The 20,791-nt window shown below is 46.8% G+C and carries 18 protein-coding genes and 1 riboswitch; of the genes, 6 read left to right on the forward strand and 12 right to left on the reverse strand.

All coding sequences use genetic code 11. From position 1 onward, the window contains the following. Positions 1-532: 532 nt before the first annotated feature. From A6E01_RS07410 to A6E01_RS07430, 5 genes are all read right to left on the reverse strand, one after another. The gene (locus tag A6E01_RS07410) at positions 533-2,410 is read right to left on the reverse strand and encodes a propionyl-CoA synthetase (protein ID WP_017030501.1); all 1,878 of its coding nucleotides are present in this window, start codon (positions 2,408-2,410) and stop codon (positions 533-535) included. A 13-nt stretch (positions 2,411-2,423) separates the two neighbouring features. Continuing rightward, positions 2,424-3,875, reverse strand: coding sequence for a bifunctional 2-methylcitrate dehydratase/aconitate hydratase (locus A6E01_RS07415; protein ID WP_065209954.1), 1,452 nt, complete (start codon positions 3,873-3,875; stop codon positions 2,424-2,426). Positions 3,876-3,887: 12 nt separating this feature from the next. Beyond that, a complete protein-coding gene (gene prpC / locus A6E01_RS07420) occupies positions 3,888-5,027 on the reverse strand; it encodes a bifunctional 2-methylcitrate synthase/citrate synthase (RefSeq protein WP_017026922.1) in 1,140 nt (379 codons plus the stop codon). 77 nt (positions 5,028-5,104) lie between these two features. Then, positions 5,105-5,992, reverse strand: coding sequence for a methylisocitrate lyase (gene prpB, locus A6E01_RS07425; RefSeq protein WP_039825748.1), 888 nt, complete (start codon positions 5,990-5,992; stop codon positions 5,105-5,107). A gap of 18 nt (positions 5,993-6,010) precedes the next feature. Continuing rightward, positions 6,011-6,676, reverse strand: a complete 666-nt coding sequence (locus tag A6E01_RS07430) for a GntR family transcriptional regulator (protein ID WP_017030498.1) — start codon at positions 6,674-6,676, stop codon at positions 6,011-6,013. A gap of 347 nt (positions 6,677-7,023) precedes the next feature. On the opposite strand from A6E01_RS07430, the gene pepT reads away from it, so the two are divergent. The 6 genes from pepT to arfB all read left to right on the forward strand — a co-directional run bounded on the left by pepT (position 7,024) and on the right by arfB (position 12,942). Continuing rightward, positions 7,024-8,253: a peptidase T gene (gene pepT / locus A6E01_RS07435; protein ID WP_065209955.1), complete on the forward strand. Its 1,230-nt coding sequence runs from the start codon at positions 7,024-7,026 to the stop codon at positions 8,251-8,253. Positions 8,254-8,387: 134 nt separating this feature from the next. After that, positions 8,388-8,930, forward strand: a complete 543-nt coding sequence (locus A6E01_RS07440; protein WP_065209956.1) for a hypothetical protein — start codon at positions 8,388-8,390, stop codon at positions 8,928-8,930. Between the two features lie 127 nt (positions 8,931-9,057). Further along, positions 9,058-9,321: a hypothetical protein gene (locus A6E01_RS07445; RefSeq protein WP_017026927.1), complete on the forward strand. Its 264-nt coding sequence runs from the start codon at positions 9,058-9,060 to the stop codon at positions 9,319-9,321. 147 nt (positions 9,322-9,468) lie between these two features. Further along, positions 9,469-10,071 carry a class I SAM-dependent methyltransferase gene (locus A6E01_RS07450; protein WP_065209957.1) on the forward strand — a complete coding sequence of 201 codons (603 nt, stop codon included), beginning with the start codon at positions 9,469-9,471 and terminating at the stop codon, positions 10,069-10,071. Then, positions 10,064-12,520 (forward strand): DEAD/DEAH box helicase family protein, encoded by a 2,457-nt coding sequence (locus tag A6E01_RS07455; RefSeq protein ID WP_065209958.1) that lies wholly within the window; start codon positions 10,064-10,066, stop codon positions 12,518-12,520. The genes A6E01_RS07450 and A6E01_RS07455 overlap by 8 nt, the downstream gene beginning before the upstream one ends. An 11-nt stretch (positions 12,521-12,531) precedes the next feature. Further along, a complete protein-coding gene (arfB, locus tag A6E01_RS07460) occupies positions 12,532-12,942 on the forward strand; it encodes an alternative ribosome rescue aminoacyl-tRNA hydrolase ArfB (RefSeq protein ID WP_065209959.1) in 411 nt (136 codons plus the stop codon). Between the two features lie 85 nt (positions 12,943-13,027). Here the strand turns inward: arfB and A6E01_RS07465 are convergent, their stop codons facing one another. The 7 genes from A6E01_RS07465 to A6E01_RS07495 all read right to left on the reverse strand — a co-directional run bounded on the left by A6E01_RS07465 (position 13,028) and on the right by A6E01_RS07495 (position 20,782). Beyond that, positions 13,028-14,101, reverse strand: coding sequence for a saccharopine dehydrogenase (locus A6E01_RS07465; RefSeq protein ID WP_065209960.1), 1,074 nt, complete (start codon positions 14,099-14,101; stop codon positions 13,028-13,030). Positions 14,102-14,117: 16 nt separating this feature from the next. After that, the gene (locus A6E01_RS07470; RefSeq protein ID WP_017030481.1) at positions 14,118-15,617 is read right to left on the reverse strand and encodes a Na+/H+ antiporter NhaC family protein; all 1,500 of its coding nucleotides are present in this window, start codon (positions 15,615-15,617) and stop codon (positions 14,118-14,120) included. A 111-nt stretch (positions 15,618-15,728) separates the two neighbouring features. Then, a riboswitch (Lysine riboswitch) is annotated at positions 15,729-15,907 on the reverse strand. Between the two features lie 270 nt (positions 15,908-16,177). After that, positions 16,178-16,588: a VF530 family protein gene (locus A6E01_RS07475; RefSeq protein WP_017026933.1), complete on the reverse strand. Its 411-nt coding sequence runs from the start codon at positions 16,586-16,588 to the stop codon at positions 16,178-16,180. A gap of 288 nt (positions 16,589-16,876) precedes the next feature. Then, the gene (locus A6E01_RS07480) at positions 16,877-18,187 is read right to left on the reverse strand and encodes a rhodanese-like domain-containing protein (RefSeq protein WP_065209961.1); all 1,311 of its coding nucleotides are present in this window, start codon (positions 18,185-18,187) and stop codon (positions 16,877-16,879) included. A gap of 20 nt (positions 18,188-18,207) precedes the next feature. After that, positions 18,208-18,534 carry a hypothetical protein gene (locus A6E01_RS07485; RefSeq protein WP_017030479.1) on the reverse strand — a complete coding sequence of 109 codons (327 nt, stop codon included), beginning with the start codon at positions 18,532-18,534 and terminating at the stop codon, positions 18,208-18,210. A 38-nt stretch (positions 18,535-18,572) separates the two neighbouring features. Then, a complete protein-coding gene (locus A6E01_RS07490; RefSeq protein ID WP_065209962.1) occupies positions 18,573-19,157 on the reverse strand; it encodes a cytochrome b/b6 domain-containing protein in 585 nt (194 codons plus the stop codon). A gap of 2 nt (positions 19,158-19,159) precedes the next feature. After that, positions 19,160-20,782 carry a tetrathionate reductase family octaheme c-type cytochrome gene (locus tag A6E01_RS07495; RefSeq protein ID WP_065209963.1) on the reverse strand — a complete coding sequence of 541 codons (1,623 nt, stop codon included), beginning with the start codon at positions 20,780-20,782 and terminating at the stop codon, positions 19,160-19,162. Positions 20,783-20,791 lie beyond the last annotated feature (9 nt).

The following is a 20,791-nucleotide window of genomic DNA, read 5'->3' on the forward strand; positions in this document are numbered from 1 at the left end:
AAAAGCCCGCCGGAATGACGATAATTTGGGGCCATGTTTAATTATTATCGGCATCCCAGAAATACATAAGAAATCACGTCATGCTCGAGTGCTTTTCTGGGCCAGCACACTGGTCGAGCATCTGATTTGTATCAAATTGATCTTACTAAGTAGGGTTAGTTTAAGCGCAAGTAGTCAAAAAAAACGTCATTCTGGAAGCGACCTAGTCGCTATCCAGAAACTTGGGATGCACTATGGGTAGTTGGGTGCGATCTAAGATTCCAGCTAAAACACTGCCGGAATGACGGTATTTTTCAGCATTGTTTGTTCTAATTGCCATCCAAGAAAGTACAGAGAACCTTAAAACACTGCCTGAATGACTTAGGAAGTCACGTCATGCTCGAGTGCTCTTCTGGGCCAGCACACTGGTCGAGCATCTGATTTATACACCTACACAACAAAAAACGAACATCTCCGATATAAACCCTCGAAGAAATCCGTTTCATTGAACATAGCAAATACGCTACCCCCAGTAACCTAGCACCCGGTCACCCTACCTCTCCAACACCCTTTCAATCTCAGTCAAACTACTAGGATCATCAATCGTAGAGGGCACAACATACTGCTCACCATCGGCAATTTGACGAATCACGCGACGCAGGATTTTACCCGAACGAGTTTTAGGCAACCTATCCACCACCAGCGCTTGATCAAAACACGCTACCGCGCCAATCTCCGCTCTAACCTTGCCAACTAACTCAGAAGCAAGAGCGGCATCTTCCACTGACACACCGTCTTTGAGCACCACCAGCCCAAGGGGTTTTTGCCCCTTAAGGTCGTCATGGATTCCCACAACCGCACATTCCGCTATAGCTGGATGTCCGCCGACCACTTCTTCCATTTCACCAGTAGATAGCCTATGCCCAGCTACATTAATCACATCATCAATACGACCCATGATAAACAGGTAGCCGTCTTCGTCCATGTAGCCACCATCACCTGATAGGTAATACCCATCAAAATGACTCAAATACCCAGATTGGAACCTATCGTGATTGCGCCATACCGTTGGCAAGCAGCCCGGTGGTAATGGGCGTTTCAAGGTCACATAACCTTGCTGGTTAGCACTTGCTTGATCTCCCGATTCATCCAGTATTTCCACTTGATAACCCGGTACAGGAACGGTTGCCGAGCCCGGTTTCACTGGCATCATCTCAATACCCGTTAAATTCGCGGCGATCGCCCAGCCGGTTTCTGTTTGCCACCAGTGATCGATAACTGGCTTATGAGTCATTTCAGTAACCCACTCCAGCGTAGGTGGATCTAGCCTTTCTCCTGCCATGAAGATGGTATCAAGCTTGCTAAGGTCATATTTTGCCAGCTCAACCCCTTGCGGATCTTCTTTCTTGATGGCTCTAAACGCCGTTGGCGCAGAGAATATCGCCTGAACCTGATACTCCTCGCACACTCGCCAAAATGCGCCCGGATCTGGGGTTCTTACTGGCTTGCCCTCAAATAGCAAAGTAGTACAGCCATGAATCAGCGGCGCATACACAATGTAGGAGTGTCCCACCACCCAGCCCACATCCGATGCGGCCCAAAATACTCTATCTTGGTCAATATTGTAGATACTGCTCATCGAGTACTTCATCGCGACCGCATGTCCGCCATTATCGCGAACCACGCCCTTAGGCTTACCTGTGGTGCCTGAGGTATACAAAATGTATAACGGGTCGGTGGCTTTAACGGGAACACAGTCATGAGGCTTGGCAGCACTTACCGCTGTTTGCCAATCAAGATCTCTTTCATGCCCAAGCTCTGCCAAGGCTTGAGGACGTTGGAATACCACTACATTTGAAGGCTTCCAGCGACTGTCCATGATCGCCTTATCGACCAAGGGCTTATACTCCAGCACCTTGTTCACTTCGATGCCACAGGAAGCGGTCAAAACCACCTTTGGTTCAGCATCCTCAATACGCACGGCTAACTCATTAGGCGCAAAACCGCCGAACACCACAGAATGAATAGCGCCGAGTCTGGCACAAGCAAGCATCGCCATTGCGGCCTCAGGGATCATTGGCATGTAAAGAACGACTCTGTCACCCTTCTCTACCCCAAGATTGCTGAGCATGCCTGCCACTTTTGCCACCTCATCGCGAAGCTCAACATAGGAGTAGCGTTTTTTGGTGCCCGTGACTGGCGAGTCATAAATCAGCGCCGTGTTGTTGGCTCGGCCATTGGCAACGTGGTAATCCAGAGCAAGCCAACAGGTATTCAGCTCGCCGTCAGCAAACCAGCGCTCAATGCCATTTTCATCATCAGATAAAATCTGAGTAGGAAACGTAAACCAATCTATCTGCTGAGCCTGTTCTTTCCAAAACTGCTGAGGGTTAGTCGCAGCATTGTTATATTCATCCTGATAGTTCGACATAGCCTGTCTCCAATTAGTTGATGACCAACAGATTCATGAACTCTTGAACTGGGGTTTGCTCTAAACGGTCAGCATCCTTACATAGCGCAAAGACTTTCTGACAGCTAGCTTCTGGGTAACGGGTACGCAGACTGCTCAAGAACTTCTGCTCAAGAACAGGGATGCCTTCTTCTCTGCGGCGACGGTGACCAATTGGGTATTCAACCTCAACTTTTTGCGTTGAGCTTCCATCTTTAAAAAACACCTGAATGGCGTTGGCAATAGATCGCTTCTCAGGGTCAAGATACTCTTGGGTATAACGAGAATCTTCTACAATACTCATCTTCGAGCGAAGCTCATCAATACGTGGATCGCCCTTATGGAAGCTATCCTCATAATGCTCTGCAATTAAGTCACCATGAATCATTGGCACAGCAATCATGTATTGCAGGCAGTGGTCTCTATCTGCAGGGTTTGCCAGCTCGCCTACCTTAGAAATAATGCGAATGGCCGACTCATGTGTGGTCACTTCAATACGCTCTATTTCATCCAAGCGATCTTTTACCTCACTGTGCAAGGTCACCGCGGCCTCTACCGCCGTTTGAGAGTGGAACTCAGCAGGGAAAGAGATCTTGAACAGAACATTTTCCATCACGTAGCTGTTAAACGGTTGATTCACCTTAAACTGCTCACCCTTAAACAGAACATCAAAGTAACCCCAGCCTGGAGCTGACAACACGGTGGGAATACCCATCTCACCCTTCATGGTGATCATCGCAAGGCGCACTGCACGCGAGGTGGCATCACCTGCAGCCCAAGATTTACGCGAGCCTGCATTAGGCGCATGACGATAGGTACGCAGTGCTCCGCCATCCGCCCACGCATGGGACAGCGCATCAATGACTTGGTCACGGTTACCGCCCAGCATTTTGGTCACCACAGCCGTTGATGCAACGCGCACCAAGAGTACGTGATCAAGACCAACACGGTTAAAGCTGTTCTCTAACGCTAGAACGCCCTGTATCTCGTGCGCTTTGATCATTGCCGTTAGCACATCGCGCATGGTCAAAGGCGCTTTGCCCTCAGATATTGCTACCTGACTTAAATAATCCGCCACTGCCAAGATTGCGCCAAGGTTATCCGATGGATGCCCCCATTCAGCAGCGAGCCATGTATCGTTAAAATCAAGCCAGCGCACAATACAGCCGATATTAAAGGCGGCAGTAATTGGGTCTAGCACATGAGAAGTACCCGGTACGCGCGCACCATTGGCAACCTGCATTCCCGGCACTACTGCGCCTAGATGCTTGGTACACTCAGGGAAGCGAAGCGCAAGCAAGCCACAGCCAATGGTATCCATTAAGCAGTTTCGCGCGGTATCGTAGGCTTCACTGGACTCAATTTCGGTGTTCATTACATAGTCGGCAATGGTCACCAACAGTTCATCAGGGGCTTGGCGCTCATTAATATCTACATTGTTACTCATAATAAATTCCTTTTATTTACGCTTCTCAATAGGTAACCAGTCTTGATGCTCAGGGCCGGTATAATCTGCACTTGGTCTAATGATTCGGTTATTCTCACGCTGCTCGTAAACGTGCGCCGCCCAGCCCGTCAATCGGCTTATCACAAAGATTGGCGTGAACAGCTTGGTGGGAATATCCATAAAGTGATAGGCCGAGGCATGGAAGAAATCCGCATTACAGAACAGGCCTTTCTCTCGCTTCATCACCGATTCAACACGCTCCGACACAGCATAAAGGCTGGTATCACCCACGGATTCAGACAATACCTTTGACCAATGCTTAATCAGTGCATTTCGAGGGTCTGACTCGCGATAAACCGCATGACCAAAGCCCATGATCTTGTCTTTCGCCTCTAGCATTTGCAGGATTTTTTGCTCTGCTTCTTCCGCGCTTTTCCAGTCTTGAATCATCTCCATTGCCGCTTCATTTGCCCCGCCATGCAAAGGCCCACGCAAAGTACCAATAGCCGCCGTAATACAAGAATGAATATCGGAAAGGGTTGAGGCGCACACGCGAGCGGCAAAGGTTGAGGCATTGAATTCATGCTCTGCATACAAAATCAGCGAGCAGTGCATCACTTGCTTATGAAGTTCTGAGGGGGATTTATCCGTGAGCAGTTTTAAGAAATAACCACCAATACAAGACTCAGACTGATCTTCGGTGTCTACTCGCACGCCATCATGGCTAAAGCGATACCAGTAACAAATCATGGCCGGAAACAGCGCTAACATTCGCTCTGTGGCTTGCTGTTGCTGTGAGAAGTCTTGCTCTTGTTCAAGGTTACCCAATACCGAACAACCGGTTCGCATCACATCCATCGGGTGCGCCGTTGCCGGAATCAGCTCAAGGGCTTTCTTTAATGCATCCGGCAGACCGCGCTGCGCCACTAAGGCTGTTTTGTACTGATCAAGCTCGGTTTGGTTAGGCAGATGTCCGCGCAATAGTAGATGCGCTACCTCTTCAAATTCCGCATGCTTGGCTAAATCTGAAATATCGTACCCTCGGTAGGTAAGGCCCGTACCCGATTTACCCACGGTACATAATGACGTAACACCGGCCGATTGGCCTCGCAGTCCTGCGCCTCCAATTGGCGCGGTAGTTGTTAATGGCATAATCACTCCTTGTATCCCGTCTGCGCATTTACTGCTGTTCTATCACTACGCGCTTCAGGCTTTTCATTAATCCGGTATCACGATTGGCGAAATAGCTTATCCAGCTTGTCTTCAAAGTCGTGATAATTTAGGTAGTCGTACAGCTCCGCTCGCGTTTGCATATCCCCAAGCAGGGCTTCTTGGTTTCGTTGATCTAACAGGTGCATGTAGGTCATTTCTGCGGCTTTATTCATCGCGCGGAACGCCGACAATGGATACAGCACCATGTCCACACCCACCTCTGCTAATTCGTCGCAGTTATACAGCGGCGTTTGACCAAACTCAGTAATGTTGGCCAAGATAGGCACTGCCCTGCCCGTTGCTGACTGCAGAGCCATAGAGAAGGCTTGATACTGACCCAATTCATTCATGGCCTCAGGGAAGATCATGTCTGCCCCCGCTTCAACACAGGCAATGGCACGCTCAATGGCCTTGTCCATGCCCTCTACTGCCAGTGCATCGGTGCGCGCCATAATCACAAAGTCAGGGTCGATGCGCGCATCAACGCAGGCTTTAACCCTATCCACCATCTCTTGCTGAGTAACGATTTCCTTGTTTGGACGATGACCGCAGCGCTTTTGCGCCACCTGATCTTCAATGTGCACCGCCCCTGCTCCGGCTTTTTCTACGGATTTAATGCAACGGGCGATATTGAACGCCCCGCCAAACCCGGTATCTATGTCCACCAGCAAGGGTAAGTCACAGGCATTGGTCACACGCTCCACATCCACCAGCACATCGTTAAGGTCGGTAATGCCCAAATCTGGCAACCCGTAAGAGGCGTTAGCAATACCGCCACCCGACAGATAGATCGCTTGATGCCCTACCTGCTTTGCCATCAACGCACAATACGCATTAATGGTGCCGACGATCTGTAATGGATGGTTGTCCGCCACCGCCTGTCTAAACTTCTTTCCTTGGCTCATCATTTTGTCCTCAATGGCTCAATCAATTTCAGATTCGAGTAAACGACGGCTACCAGAGATATGACGACGCATCAGTATCTCGGCCAGTTCCTCATCGCGGTTTCGAATCGCTTCTAAGATAAATTGGTGTTCTAGTAGCGCTTTGTGCGGATCGTTATGCCTTCTAGGAGACTGATAACGATACATTCGAATTAAGTGATACAGCTCGCCGCACAACAGCTTTATCAAGTGCGAATTACGGCTGGCGTGAATGATCTGATGATGGAAATCGAAATCCCCTTGTTGCAGGGCATAGGATTCCCCATCTCGATTGGCAAGGTGATCGCCGTGCGCTTCAAGTAGCAGAGTTAATCGCTCTAGTTCTGGCTCGGTAATGTGCTTGGCGGCCAACCTTGCCGCCATGCCCTCCAACGACTCGCGAACACAATACAGCTCCACCAAGTGCTGCTTAGACACGCTAATAACTCGAGCGCCCACATGCGGGATGCGCTCAATCAGCCCTACCCCTTCTAAACGCATCAAGGCTTCACGCAATGGACCGCGGCTCACTTCAAAGCGTTTGGCGAGCTCTGGCTCTGAGATCTTACTGCCCTCAGCCAAGTCACCACTGACCACAGCTTCAATAAGAAATTCGGTAAGATTCTCTGATTTGGTTGAGTCTTTTACTAATTGGGGAATATTCATTTCCACTTCACATTGTCGACAATCTGTAATTTATGGTTAAAAAATAGGCTCATTAATCACTAATTACAATCAAATTGTTTACAATATAGACTAAAGGCTAATATGAAACGCCTTGGGCAATGCGCTAGATCACACTACTAGGTCAGGATCGTCTAGGCATTGCATGAGAGGTTTGAAGGGCCGCTTTATTGAGTAGTGGCTGCTCTGATGGGCAAAGACTGGATTGAATCCATCAACACCTTGCTTGTTAATTTTTCAAAACTTACTGAAAACTGATATATCGCAACTCAATTTGCCGTCACTAGCCTGATACTGTTGGGCTAAAGAACGAATAAGGTAGTAGAACAATGGACAACTTAGTTGAGCGCTTCTTGCGCTATGTAAGCTTTGATACTCAATCGAATGGTGCAAACGAGCAGTGCCCAAGCACAGAAGGACAGCGCGTTCTGGCACAGCAGATAGAAAGCGAACTGCGCGAGCTTGGCCTTAGTGATGTGATTCTCGATGACAATGGCTACATTTCGGCTCGCCTTCCATCTAATGTCGATTTTGATGTCCCAGCCATTGGCTTTGTTGCCCACATGGACACCGCCCCAGACGCTTCAGGTAAAGATGTAAAACCGCAGATTGTCGACAACTATCAAGGTGGCAAGATTGTATTGGGCGATTCAGGAGAGGTACTCACTCCGTCTCAATATCCTGATCTCGACAAACTGCAGGGTCAAAGCCTGATCACGACTGACGGCACAACCCTGCTAGGGGCAGACAACAAAGCAGGCATAGCCGAAATCATCACAGCAGCGGCTTACCTTAAGGCCAACCCACAGATACAACATGGCGACATCTGCATTGGTTTCACTCCAGACGAAGAGATTGGTCGCGGTGCCAACTTATTTGATGTAGAAAGATTCGGCGCCCAGTGGGCCTACACCATAGACGGCGGCCCTGTTGGTGAACTTGAGTATGAAAACTTCAATGCGGCATCGGCAAAAGTGATTTGTCACGGCGTTAACGTCCACCCAGGCACCGCAAAGAATAAAATGGTTAATGCCATCAACATGGCAGCGCAATTTCAATTGCTGATGCCTAGTGAAGAAACACCAGAATGCACCGAAGGCTATGAAGGCTTCTATCACCTTAATTCAATGACTGGCGCTGTGGCTAAGGCTGAGCTTTCTTACATCATCCGTGACTTTGACCGTGATGGACTAGAAAGCCGTAAAGCCTTCATGCAAGCACAAGCTGACAAGCTCAATAGCCAACTCACTAACGGACATGTTGAACTCGAGATCAGCGATAGCTACTACAACATGCGTGAGATGGTAGAGCCGTACCCGCACATCATCGATATTGCCAAGCAAGCGATGATTGATTGCGATGTCGAGCCAAACATCAAGCCTATTCGCGGTGGCACTGACGGCGCTCGCTTATCCTTTATGGGCTTGCCGTGTCCAAACATCTTTACCGGCGGCTATAACTTCCATGGCATTCATGAGTTCGTCAGCATTGATGGCATGAAACAAGCGGTGAAGGTGATTGTTAAGATTGCAGAGAATACGGCTAAACGCCCGCAGTAGAGTGCCTATCAGGTCACAGCACTCAAAAGTGCCCAGTTTTTGCTGGGCACTTTTCTATGCACTGTACATAAAAGACACTCTAGGTCGCTTTTAACGCTAATCTATCTGTATTCAATCGATAACCGCATCAGTCTATGAACCACCCACTCTTAAATAAGCTCATCCATTGGCATCAGCAGGCTCACCCAGAATATGTCGGTAACAACGCGCCAAACCCCGACTCTAAACTAAGCCTAGAGCAACTGGTCTCTCAGATACTCGTTCCCATTGAAGCGCAGCTTGGCGAAGTCACTATTTCGTATGGATTTAACAGCAGTGAGCTCAACCGTTATATACAGCGGATTAGCCCTCGCGATACTGGCCCGAAAGAAGATCAGCACGCTGCAAGTGAGCTTAACCTAGCAGGCAATAGAATCTGCACTCGAGACGGCGCAGCCTGTGATTTGTGGGTAAAGGGCTTTGAAGACAAGATGCATTTGGTCGCGAAATTCATCACAGAGCACCTGCCCTTTGACCGTCTCTACTATTACGGTTCAGATAGACCAATACACATCAGTTTTGGCCCAGAGCACAGCCGCTACATTCAATACCGCCGTACACGTGAAGACGGTAAACGTGTATTAGGTAAAGTGATTAAGTTCACAGAATCTGGCGATTATTTTGCAAGCTTAGATTGAGCAGTTTTCGTTCCAAAGTGGCGCGTAGTGGTAAGTATAAAATGGAACTCTTAGGTATTATATCTATCAAATAAACATGCCTGCGAATCCGCAGTGTCATGCTTTCAGATTGATAGAGAGGTTCATTATGTTTTCAGTAACGTTACTCCCAAGGGACTACAACTCTCAGCTTTGTTCGGAACTAAAGCGCACGCTATCTCAAAAGCTTCACGACTACTTCGATGCTTCTAGCGTGAAATTTTGGGAATCAAACGCAGAACAAATTATCTTCATTGAAGATGCAAAAGAAACCCCATGGGGAATTACCATCAACGCCAACAACCGCGTAGTGATTGAAGAGTTCCTAGACAATATGGACAGCCCGGTTGAGTTTGAAGTGCTAGAGGCGTAAACGCTCATCTAGTGTTGATAAAGCCAAGGTTTTAAAATGCCTTGGCTTTTTAGTTTCTGGTAAATAATCTTCCAAATAACAGAGAGTTATCTCACCCTTCCCTCTCAGTATTTTGCTACCATTAGAGCACTGACTAAAGGATTGCCAATGAACAGCACCACCCGATACTACAACCAAAACGCCAAACAGTTTTTCGACTCGACTATAGATGTTGAAATGCAGTCTCTGTACGAGAAGTTTCTACCACTGATTCCAAATGGTGGGAGAATCCTAGATGCAGGATGTGGTTCGGGTCGCGACAGCAAGGCTTTTCTGGACAAGGGTTACCAAGTCGATGCATTCGATGCCAGCGCCGAACTCACAAAGCTTGCCACAGAACTCACTGGGCTCGAAGTCACGCAAACTACCTTTCTCGAATTTCAATCTGAGCCAGCGACCTATGATGGTATTTGGGCTTGTGCATCATTGTTGCATGTTCCAATGGATGAACTGGATAACACATTCTCTCATCTAAGCGAGTTTCTAAAACCCCATGGTTACTTCTACTGCTCTTTTAAACTCGGTAAATCAGAGTTAGATAGAAATGGTCGCTTTTTCAGGGATTTAACCTTGGAACAACTGCAACAGAGCCTCGCTGCAACAGGCAGTTTAGAAGTAGATACTTGGTGGGAAACCTCGGATCTGAGAGCAGGGCGTGAAAACGAGAAATGGTTGAACGCAATACTAAAAAAGAACAATAAATATGCCTAATACCCAGCTAAATCTTAAAGAGAATATCCTTACTACAGGAGGAGACGATCCTCTTCTTGACCAACTGTTGTATGCCATCAACCATGCAACGGAAATCGATATAGCTGTTTCGTTTATCCAAAGCTCAGGGTTACAACTTATCCTCCCTGCCATCCAAGAAGCTATCGAACGATCACACAGTAACGCTTACCCTCTAAAACTTCGTGTTCTCACTTCAGATTACCTAGGTATTACAGATCCTGTAGCTCTTCGAGCTCTGATGGCTCTCAGTGCACCTAATGTTGAACTTCGAATTTTTGAGTCCAACAATCACAGCTTTCATATAAAGTCGTATATTTTTGTTCGCTCAGACAAAGAGAACACCTTCTACCACGGCTCTGCATTTGTAGGCTCTAACAATATTAGTAGAGCCGCACTCACCAATGCTCATGAATGGTGTATTCGTTTCGACCACAAAGAGCCACAGAGCTCCTTTGAAGCAACACAATTTCAGTTAATTCGAAAAGAATTCGACAAGATATTCTCTCATCAAAACAGTATTGACTTGAGCGATAGTTGGATCGATAGCTATATCGCGAGAAGACAACTACCAAAAGCAATCTCCCTGGTCAGCGATGCGGTTAAAGAACCCGAAGAAACCTACACTCCCAACAACGTGCAAATGGAAGCACTCGAAGCACTTCAAGAATCTAGGAGTAACGGATATACCCGTGGTTTGGTAGTACTAGGGACTGGTATGGGAAAAACTTGGTTATCAGCATTTGACGCCATGCAATTAGATGCTAAAAGAACTCTGTTTGTCGCTCACAGAGAGGAAATACTTACACAAGCTCTCAATACCTACACCAAGCTTTGGCCACAGAAGTCGGCTGGGTACTTCAATAGTTTCAGCAAAGCAACAGATAAACAGATGCTATTTGCTTCGGTACAAACGCTTGGAAAAGAACATCACTTAGCAACGTTTGATAAGGACCACTTCGATTACATCGTGATTGACGAGTTCCATCACGCCCGTGCCCAAAATTATCTAAATATCCTGCAATACTTCGAACCTAAATTCCTGTTGGGCTTAACGGCTACTCCGGAGCGTACTGACCAAGCAGATATACTCTCGCTCTGTAACAACAACCTAGTATTTGAACGCAATCTAGTTCACGGTATTAATCAGGGCATTTTAGCCCCTTTTCACTACTATGGTATCTGGGATGACACCCTAGATTATCAAGAGATCCCATGGCGAAATGGTAAATTTGATCCTAACGCTCTAGATGCAGAGTTTGCTACAACTCGTCGTGCCCAACATATTTTCAAGCATTGGGAGATTCACCAACAAAGCAAGACACTGGCTTTTTGCATTTCAGTCAAACACTGTGATTATATGGCAGAGCAGTTCAATAAAGCCTTCAATGGCAAGGGATATAAAGCCGTTTCGGTACATAGCCAATCAGAAATTAGGCGAAATGAGGCCTTGACGATGTTGGGTAAAGGGGAGATACAGATTCTCTTCTCAGTCGACCTTTTCAATGAAGGAACCGACCTTCCTTCTATAGATACCATACTCATGATTCGGCCTACTCAGTCCAATATCATTTTCCTACAACAACTTGGACGGGGGCTCAGAACATCCCCTAATAAATCGCATGTTGTAGTGTTAGATTTCCTTGGTAACCATAAGTCTTTCTTAAGTCGCAATGACCTTTTACAAATCCCTCTAACAGGAACAAACAACAATGCTATTGGTGAAGAAAAAGGGCATTATGGTTCTCTAACCGAGCTAGGCGAAGGTTGCCACATTAATATCGACCCTGAGGTCATCAACTTTTGGACCGAGTTAAAAAAACGTTTCAAAAATACTGCTCGCGAAGAATTTGAGATGCTCGAAGCTCGATTGGGACACAGACCTACAGCAACAGAATTTTTCCATCATGGGTACGACCTGAAAAAGGTAAATAAACAACATGGCAGTTGGCTTGAGTTCGTATCACTCTACTCCGATAGTAAAGAACTAAAATCATTGGTAAGTAGATGGAAAACCTTTTTCCTTACAGACATACAGGAAACTAGTAGGCAGAAATCATACAAGCCTATACTACTCGAAGCGTTAATCGAATTAGACGGATTTCGCAATCCTCCAACATTGGACGCACTAGCCGAAAAAAGTTGGCATGTATTAAAGTCATATCCAAGACTTTATGACCTAGATCTACCAGAAGAAAAAAAGGAATATTTGCCCAGTGACAAGAAATGGCTTAACTACTGGAAAGGTAATCCTATAAAAGCTTACACAACAAAAAACACCGGGGTTCCTTTTGCTCCTTTTAAAATTGAAGATAACGTGTTTAAACTAAGCCAAGACTTGGAAGAAAATGACATTTTAAACTTTCAGAAATTAGTCAAAGAACTGATCGACTACCGATTAGCTGAATACACGCACAAGAAATTAAATTAGTTTCAATTATTATGCTAAACATCTCCAACACAGTATCCCTAGCCGATTGGGAAATCGAAATGACTGCCATTCGCGCTATGGGTGCGGGTGGTCAGAACGTTAATAAGACTTCCTCGGCAATACATCTGCGCTTTGATATCAATCGCTCTACTCTGCCTGCTGTGTATAAGGAGCGATTGCTTGCCCTTTCAGATAGTCGGATTACTAGTGAGGGTGTGGTGGTGATCAAGGCTCAAGCGTATCGAACCCAAGAGTTGAACAAACAAGATGCGCTCAATCGTCTTCAAGAATTGATTAAGAGTGTCACTGTGGTGCAGAAAAAACGTCGACCAACTAAGCCAACCAAGGCTTCTCAAAGACGACGTATCGATTCGAAGAAGAAAAAAGGACAGACCAAGTCTTTGCGTGGTCGCATAGTCTAACCACGTTCATGCCGTATATGAAAAAAGAGGTAGATGCATTAGCACCTACCTCTTTCTCTATCTTAGTTAAGCTATAGAAACTTACTTACGCTTCAGCCAACACCGACTTCTCAGCGGAGTAGTAAAACTCTTCCGCTCTAGCCCAGATACCTTCTGGATCTTTACCTTGGGTAAGGTCAATCAAGTGCGGTAGCAACTGGCCTGCAAAGTCTTCACTGCTCTCTTTTGGCAGGACGGTTGGCAGGTGGTCTACGGCTTGTACGCGAACACCTTCAACTACTGAGTCAATAATTGGCTTGGTGAGCTTAGTGCACTGGTTGTAGATCCTGATTGGGTTATCAGGGTTGTTTGGATCGCAGCTTACGTCACTGATCATGCTTAGGCGTGGTGATTCGCCTAAGCTCTCTTTAGTGAGGAATGGAGGCGTACCTTCTGCAAGGTATGCACAGTTCACTAAGATATCGTAGTCATTGATTGCGGTGAATGGACCACCGGCTTTGGTTTCTTCGATATCCCAGCCTTGTGCTTGAAGACCAAGGTCTGTGAATAGATCCATTGCGCCTTTACCACAGCGGCCGAACTGACCGATAACCAATACCTTTGGTGCTTGCTCGGCGCTCTTTAACTGCTCACCTAGTACAGCTAGATACTCAGAGCGGTCGGCATAGCTTTCAACGGCTGGGTAAACATCACTGCTTTGTGTGTGATGAACATAACCTGAAAGACCAATTGCCGCGCCCACATAGCCTGCCCAGTAGCCAAATGCACATACACGGCGGCCTTGTTCATCACGCAAGAATTCAAGGTCTAGAACCTGACCACTGCCCTCTTTAAAACGAGAAAGGATCTGAACGGCTTCGTCTTGCCCTTTAAAAGCGTGAGCAAAGTAGATGTGTTTGTGCTTAAGGGCAAAGCTTTCTTCTGCCAGCTCTTTTAGACCAAGAATATAAGCGTGCTCTGGAGCATCTACCCAAGAGTGTGTTTCCACCAGCTGACAGCCTACATCGGCGTAAGCTTGGTCTGGAAAGATACGCGTTTCACTGTGTTCAACAGAAATCTCAGCACCCGCATCAATCAATGCTTTTGCGCCAGAGGGAGTCAGTGCAGTGCGACGTTCTCCTGGTTTTACTTCATCGCGAAGCCAAAATAGTGTTTTCATTTCTTAAAATTCCTTCTTATACAGCAGGCACGGCGCGCTGGATCCTACCCTGTCGACGTACCATAAAGGTAATGAGTGCAACTTGAAGAATTGCAATAGCTAGGATCGTGTACGGGCTACGAGTTATCTCTGCTAGCATAAAGCCAACTGACGCTGTAACAGCAGTCAAAATTGCATACGGGAACTGGGTTCGTACGTGAGAGACGTGATCACAACCTGTCGACATTGAGCTCAGAATTGTCGTATCAGAGATAGGCGACGTATGGTCACCTAGCATACCACCACTTAGAGCTGCGCCAATACAGATGATTGGGTCAGCGCCTAGTGCGGAAGCCACTGGTACAGCAATTGGGATCAAGATAGCAAATGTGCCCCACGATGAACCTGTCGCTACCGATATAAAGCTACCGATAATGAAGATGACTGCCGGCAACAAGAATACAGGCAGGCGGTCGTTCATCACTTGGCTGATGTAATCACCGGTACCCAATGTTTTACAGATATCGCCGAGTGTCCAAGCCAGTAGCAAGATCATCAAGATCAGCATGATGCGCTGCATGCCCGCTACAAAGGTATTGAACGCAGTAGAAGCGGTCATTGTCTTGGTGTAGGCGTAGTAGCCAATCGCCGTAATGGACGCAATCAAATAACTCGTACCAAGACTTGCACGAATCACTGGACCATTAATGGTGCCATGCAGATGGTAGTTGTAAGTAAATAGCGCAATCAAAGAGCCAAACAGCACCCCTAGCGGAAGAATAATCAACGTCATAGATGCTGACTTACCTTCTGTGCTTTTCGGCTGTACTTCTTCGACATCAGCAGACAAACGCGCTTTGGCTTCCGCCTCCGCCATTGGGCCCCAGTCTTTTTTCAGCATCGCATACACAGGCACACTGAACAGTGTCAGTAAGGCATAAAGCTGGTAGGGAATCACTTGCAAGAAGGTGGTAAAGCCATCTACTTGCTGGCCCATGTTGCTGTACGCATTCTCAATCAAGCCCTGTGAGTACACGCCCCAGCTAATGATAGGGATTAGCACGCACACGGGTGATGAGGTAGAGTCGATAATAAAGGCCAGCTTCTCACGGCTTAGTTTTAGCTTGCTAAAGATTGGCGAGAACATGGGTCCTAAGATAAGCGAGTTACCCGAATCGGTAAAGAACACACCGATACCCGTTGCCCACGTCGCCACCTGCGCCTTTAAAGGCGATGAAATATAGCGTGTCGCCATAGTGGAGAACGCTGTCATCCCGCCGCTTTGCTCTACAAGGTAGATAAAGCCAGAGATGATGGTAATAACAATAATGATTTGCGCATTAGTAGTTTGAGCGAGTTGGGCAAACGGACCGTCCGTCAAAAACATCAATGCGGTGTCTACAGGGTTACCCTGAGTGATGATCAACATACCACTTATCACGGCAACGCCGAGGGCCAAAACAACATGGCGCGTGGTGAACGCCAAAATCAATGCCAATATAGCGGGAACGATGGATAGCAATCCATAATCAGCCATTCGTAAAATACTCCAAAAATGAAAAAAGAATCGTATTAGAGGAAGGCTGTATTAGTGAGCACTGATAGACAATAGACTGGCGTTAAAGCAATAGAAAAGATGCAAGCGCATGACTGTTGTAGCTCCCCATCCCGACAGAGTCGAAGATGACAGTGTTATTCTTATTTAGAACAACCCCAGCAATGCGAGTGACCATCTACACTGCTTCGGCATCGACTCCTTTCGTTAAGCTTCAATGGGGCGTCAACCTCCACTCAACTACTCTTAGGCGATGCGCCTCTACGTATCATCGAAGAACAATATTCTTCGAGACCGCAGAATGAAAACATATTTTATACGGCACGGCAACAAATATTTTAAACTAAAAAACGTGCGATGGATCACATAATTATTCCGCGATCGCATATGGATTAAACGATATAAGAAAACGGTTGCTTTAACAGATAAAGATAGGAAATTTTTAGCAAGGCGAACTACAAATACAAAAATAGCACCCTAATGAGTGCTACTTTGTGGTTACTCTCAGACATCTCTATTGAGTGCTTGTAGCACTACATCGCTTATCTGCGAGAGCGATTTCTGCGCTCTTGTGCTTTTTTCTCTTTGAACGCTGATGCCGCTTTAGCTTGTGATGCCAAGATAGAATCGACAGTCAGTTCCATTGGCTCTCTAGGCTCAATACCGTTTGCGAAGGTACGCATTCTTGGCGGCATTTCTTTCTCTTCTTCCGTTGGACGCGGCATGCGCTTGAAGCGAGACAGGTAAAACGCCTCTAGCTTCTCTCTTGCCCATTCACTTTTGCGAAGATACTTAACGCTACTGGCGACAGAGGGGTTGGTATGAAAGCAGTTAAAGCGCATCGCAGTATCAAGAATGTTCCAACCGTAATGGTCAACCAACTCTTGAACCATGTCTTCCAGTTTAAGACCGTGTAGTGGATTGTTTTGTAGTTCTTCTCTGTTAATGCTCATGTGCTGCTTACTCTGTTTGGTTTGGCTGGATTATAGCAATGAGTGAGGGTTGTTGTTAGGGAAATATGTGGGGTTGTTCACAGGAGAATGAGTGCGCTCTAAGATCCCACTGGGCTGGCAATCCAGATAAGCTATCGCTTTCTGGGATGACGAGATTCGGGATTGTGCGTTTAAAACACACACCCTCACAGCGTCATTCCGGAAACCCGTTAGGGTTATCCGGAATCTTAGGTTCCTCATAAGATGGCACGAGGAAAAACTTGTGGCTTGTAGCTTGTGGCTTAAAACTCACAACAAACTAATGCCGTTATCCGCCACCACCCCTTTAAACGAGTCATTCAAGTACTTCACATTGGTGTAGCCTTTTTTACTCAGCAACGTATACCCCAATGCCGCTCTTGCGCCTGCTTCACAGTGCAGTATCACTAGGCCATCTTTTGGTACTTTGGCGAGTTGTTCATCAAGCTCGGATAATGGGATATTAATCGAACCTTTAATGTGACCACTTGCGACCTCATCAGGATTACGCACATCTATGATGGTGGCATTGCCTTTTTTGGCTGCGGTAACGAATACCGACTCTTCCACGGCTCCTGGTAGCATTTTTTTCTCGTAGGCAAGCTCTGTAGGCAAGCCTTCAGTTTGAAGTGGGCGCTTGGCTAGGGTCCATTCTTGCATGCCACCTTGTAAGATCACGGCATTTTTATACTTCCAGAACGTTAAGATCTCGAAGGATTCTATGGCCTCATCGCTGTCATCGTTATCCGCTACAATAATCACGGGTGCTTTCTTATCGCGAAGGCCAAGTACGGTGCGTTTTGCCACTTCGAACTTGTCAGCGTTCCACTTATCATGCTGCTCGACAAGTTGGCTTGCAGGCATATGCACAGCGCCTTTAACGCTTGAGGTTGGGTTTTCGCGCACATCTAGGATGACATGGTGGATATCTAGGTTTTTCTCCATCCATTCTGGGTTTACGTGTGCAGGGTACACATCCGCTTTCCACGCAGGGAAACCTTCAACATACGCTTTGACATTGGTGTGCCCCGCTGCTACGGCAATCTTCAGCGCTGCAGGACTTAGCGGACAAGTCACACCGCCACAGTAAAACACCAACAACATCTCTTTATCACTAGGTAGCCAATCTAAATTATCTTTTAGTTGGTTGGATGGCGTCGCCTTCGCGGTAGGCAAGTGGCCCGCGTTATACACGGATAACGGACGCGCATCACCGATAAATACTGGCTTACCCTCATCCATTAGATCAGCCAAGGTATCGGTATCAATCACTTGTTCAGGTGGCAGTTTCACCAGCACTCTTTTAATTTGAGTCGCAACGTTGTCGTCATCAACTATCGCTTTAAACTTGGTGTTCACCGTAAGGTCTTTAAATGAATCAGCCTCTAACAATGTAGTCTCGTCGGTGTATTTTAATACCTTCACCTCTTTGGTTTTAGGGTTTAGATACTGGATCACCTTTGATGAGTGAATAATGGATTGGATCTTGCCCGTTACTTCGGCCGCGCTAGTTGCTATGGATACAGTCAGCAAAGGCACAGCCAATAGCAGCGAGGCAACCATTCGATTTGTAGTTAACATAGTCAATTCCCTCTTTTGCGTTAATCACAGGCAGCAAGTTCACCGCTGTCTGCTGCATATTTCATGGCAAAGTCTGCTACATCTGGTGCAATCTCTTGGAACTTGGCGCTGCTTAAGAACTCACTAGCCTCTGGATGTTTGCTACTGTATTTCTTGATGAACCGCGCTGCGTCTTTTTTAAAGTAACGCTTCCATTCCACCTTTAAGTGCTGGCTTGCAAAATCTTGACCGTTATAGCCAAACAGCGGCCGAAGGTATTCAAGATAGGCTTCCTGCCCCTTTGCTGCGTCCGCTTGCACGCCACAGGAGAGCAAGCCAATCATTAGACCTAATATGAGCTTTTTCATTGTCATTACCTCTTATCACTTTATCTATTGTCTTTGGCTTATTCTTTCCCTGTGATCATGGCTTTTAGGTGGCTTGTTAATTTCTCACCTAGGGTGATCAGGTAAAGGTGCACAATAAGGAACGCCATCACGCTATAGGCACAAAATGTATGGACTATCGCGACTAGCTCAATGCTGTTTAAAATCCCTGCCGCTCTTAGCTCAGGATAAAAAAAGAAGATAATGCCCGTTAGGATCTGCAAAGGCACAAGGACAAAAAGCACCAACAAATACGCCACTCGTTGCAAGGGATTAAACTTATCTTTGGCCGACATATGATGTGGGTGCTTGTCTCCTTTAAATATTCCGAATAAATAAAAACGCACTACGCCTTCGATGCCTTTGTGCTCTGGCATAAACTGACGCCACTCTCCTGTGGTAAAAATCCAGGTAAAAATGAGCACCACGAGTGCACCCCAAATAAACCCAGTCCAATGATGATATTCAGACGCGTTGCCCCAACCAAAAACCGACACTAAGCCGTGCAACTCTAAGCCAGAGACGATGAGTGTGAGAACCAGCAACGCCTGTGCCCAATGCCAAAACCGCTCGAACCGTTTAAATATGACTAAGGAATTACTCATAATTACTCTCCGAACTCTTTGTCAGCCTGCACTTTGCGCCGGCGTATGCTTATTAATCGAACCATTAGGTGCAAGCCCACTCCTGCCAAACCGCCCCAAATAGCGATAGCCCCAAACCACTCAACGAATGTGCTTCTATCACGGCCAACTAGGTAGAAGTCATTTAACCCATTTAAACGGCTATCTCTGCTGTGACATTCTGAGCAGCGAACGGATTGCTCTGCAGGTGCAACCATGTGTTTGATTGGCCAGTAGCCCAGCGTCTCGATAAAGCCATAATCACCACTGAAATCCACCTCGTTTAATTTAGCTCCGGCTACTAAGGCTTTGTCCCAATCAAATTCGGTCCAAAAAGCGCCTGAACCTTTACGGCCGTAGAGTTTAATGGGCAACATCTTATTGTTCTGGGTATCAAAAGGCTGTTTGCCTTGATGGATCTTAAATGGCCAGATACGCGCGTCGGGGTCATCGTAATTACCGGTTGGCGGGTTAATATCTATAGGAGCCATTGACGGGTCAAAGGTATCTTGGAAGGTCATTTGCTCTAGTTCACCTTTATACCAACGGTATTCAGGAACCACATTTTTGCCCCAGGTAAAGGTCCCTTTTTTGCTCATATAAGCATGGTGTTCGACACCGTCAAATTCGGCATCAATCACATAGGGTTTTCCGTCTTTCAGGTCTCCTGCGGTTGACCAATCCCAAGACAATTTAGTGAGATAAGGCCCACGAGCCATTTCGGGAATATGGCATGAGGTGCAGGCAACTTTAGCGGTATGGTTATCAATTTCTCGGTTATCGTGAGGGGTGGCGCTATGACAGCTTTCACACGAGACATTATTACCCATGCGATCTTCACGGCCCATGTTTAACTCATGGTCAATAAAGGCTTTGCGGTCATTGTAGCGACCAGAGATTTTATGGTCGTTGGTGGTGTGGCAATCTTGGCAGGCGAAGTCCAGTTTTTCACTGCTCATATGAACATCTAGCCCAAAGCTTGGGTCAATTAACGAAAGATCTGTGTCACCGTGTTTTACGCCGTTACCGCCGCCTCCTAATGCATGGCACGCTAGGCAATTATCACGATCTGGCTTACCCACATTTTGTGCGACAAAGGCTAGGTCGACCGCTTTTTGTAGCTTTCCGCCGAGCATTTTATCTTCGTAGTAAGGGTGTCCAGATGAGGCGGCCGATTTCTTATAGGTTCCTGTGGTGTCATGACACACTAAGCAGTCCACATTCTCTGGCGCATCTAATTCAAAGTCGTCATTACGCCAGCCATAACCTGTGTGGCACTGAGTGCAGCTTTGGTTTCCACGTGCAGAGACACAGTAGTTATTGAAAGCGTTCTTTGCTTTGCCCACCATAATGCCATCCACTTTCTTCGCCCAGTTCCAGTGGAACGTTTCCTGCATCTGCTTAGACGCTTCGGTATGGCACTCTAAGCAGGCTTCAGTGACATCTGGCGCATAGTCGAATTCTTGATGAAGGCTTTCAAAGGTTGAATGGTCGGCGGTGCTGGTCGTGGCTAAGTTTTCTTTAGGGGGGGCTTGCTGTGCTTCAGAGGAGGCACTGAAGGCAGGAAGAGAGAATACGATAAGAAGCAAAAACCATAACTTGTTCATAGGCCACAA

The organism is Vibrio breoganii, from assembly GCF_001677275.1.
GTDB classification, from domain to species: domain Bacteria; phylum Pseudomonadota; class Gammaproteobacteria; order Enterobacterales; family Vibrionaceae; genus Vibrio; species Vibrio breoganii.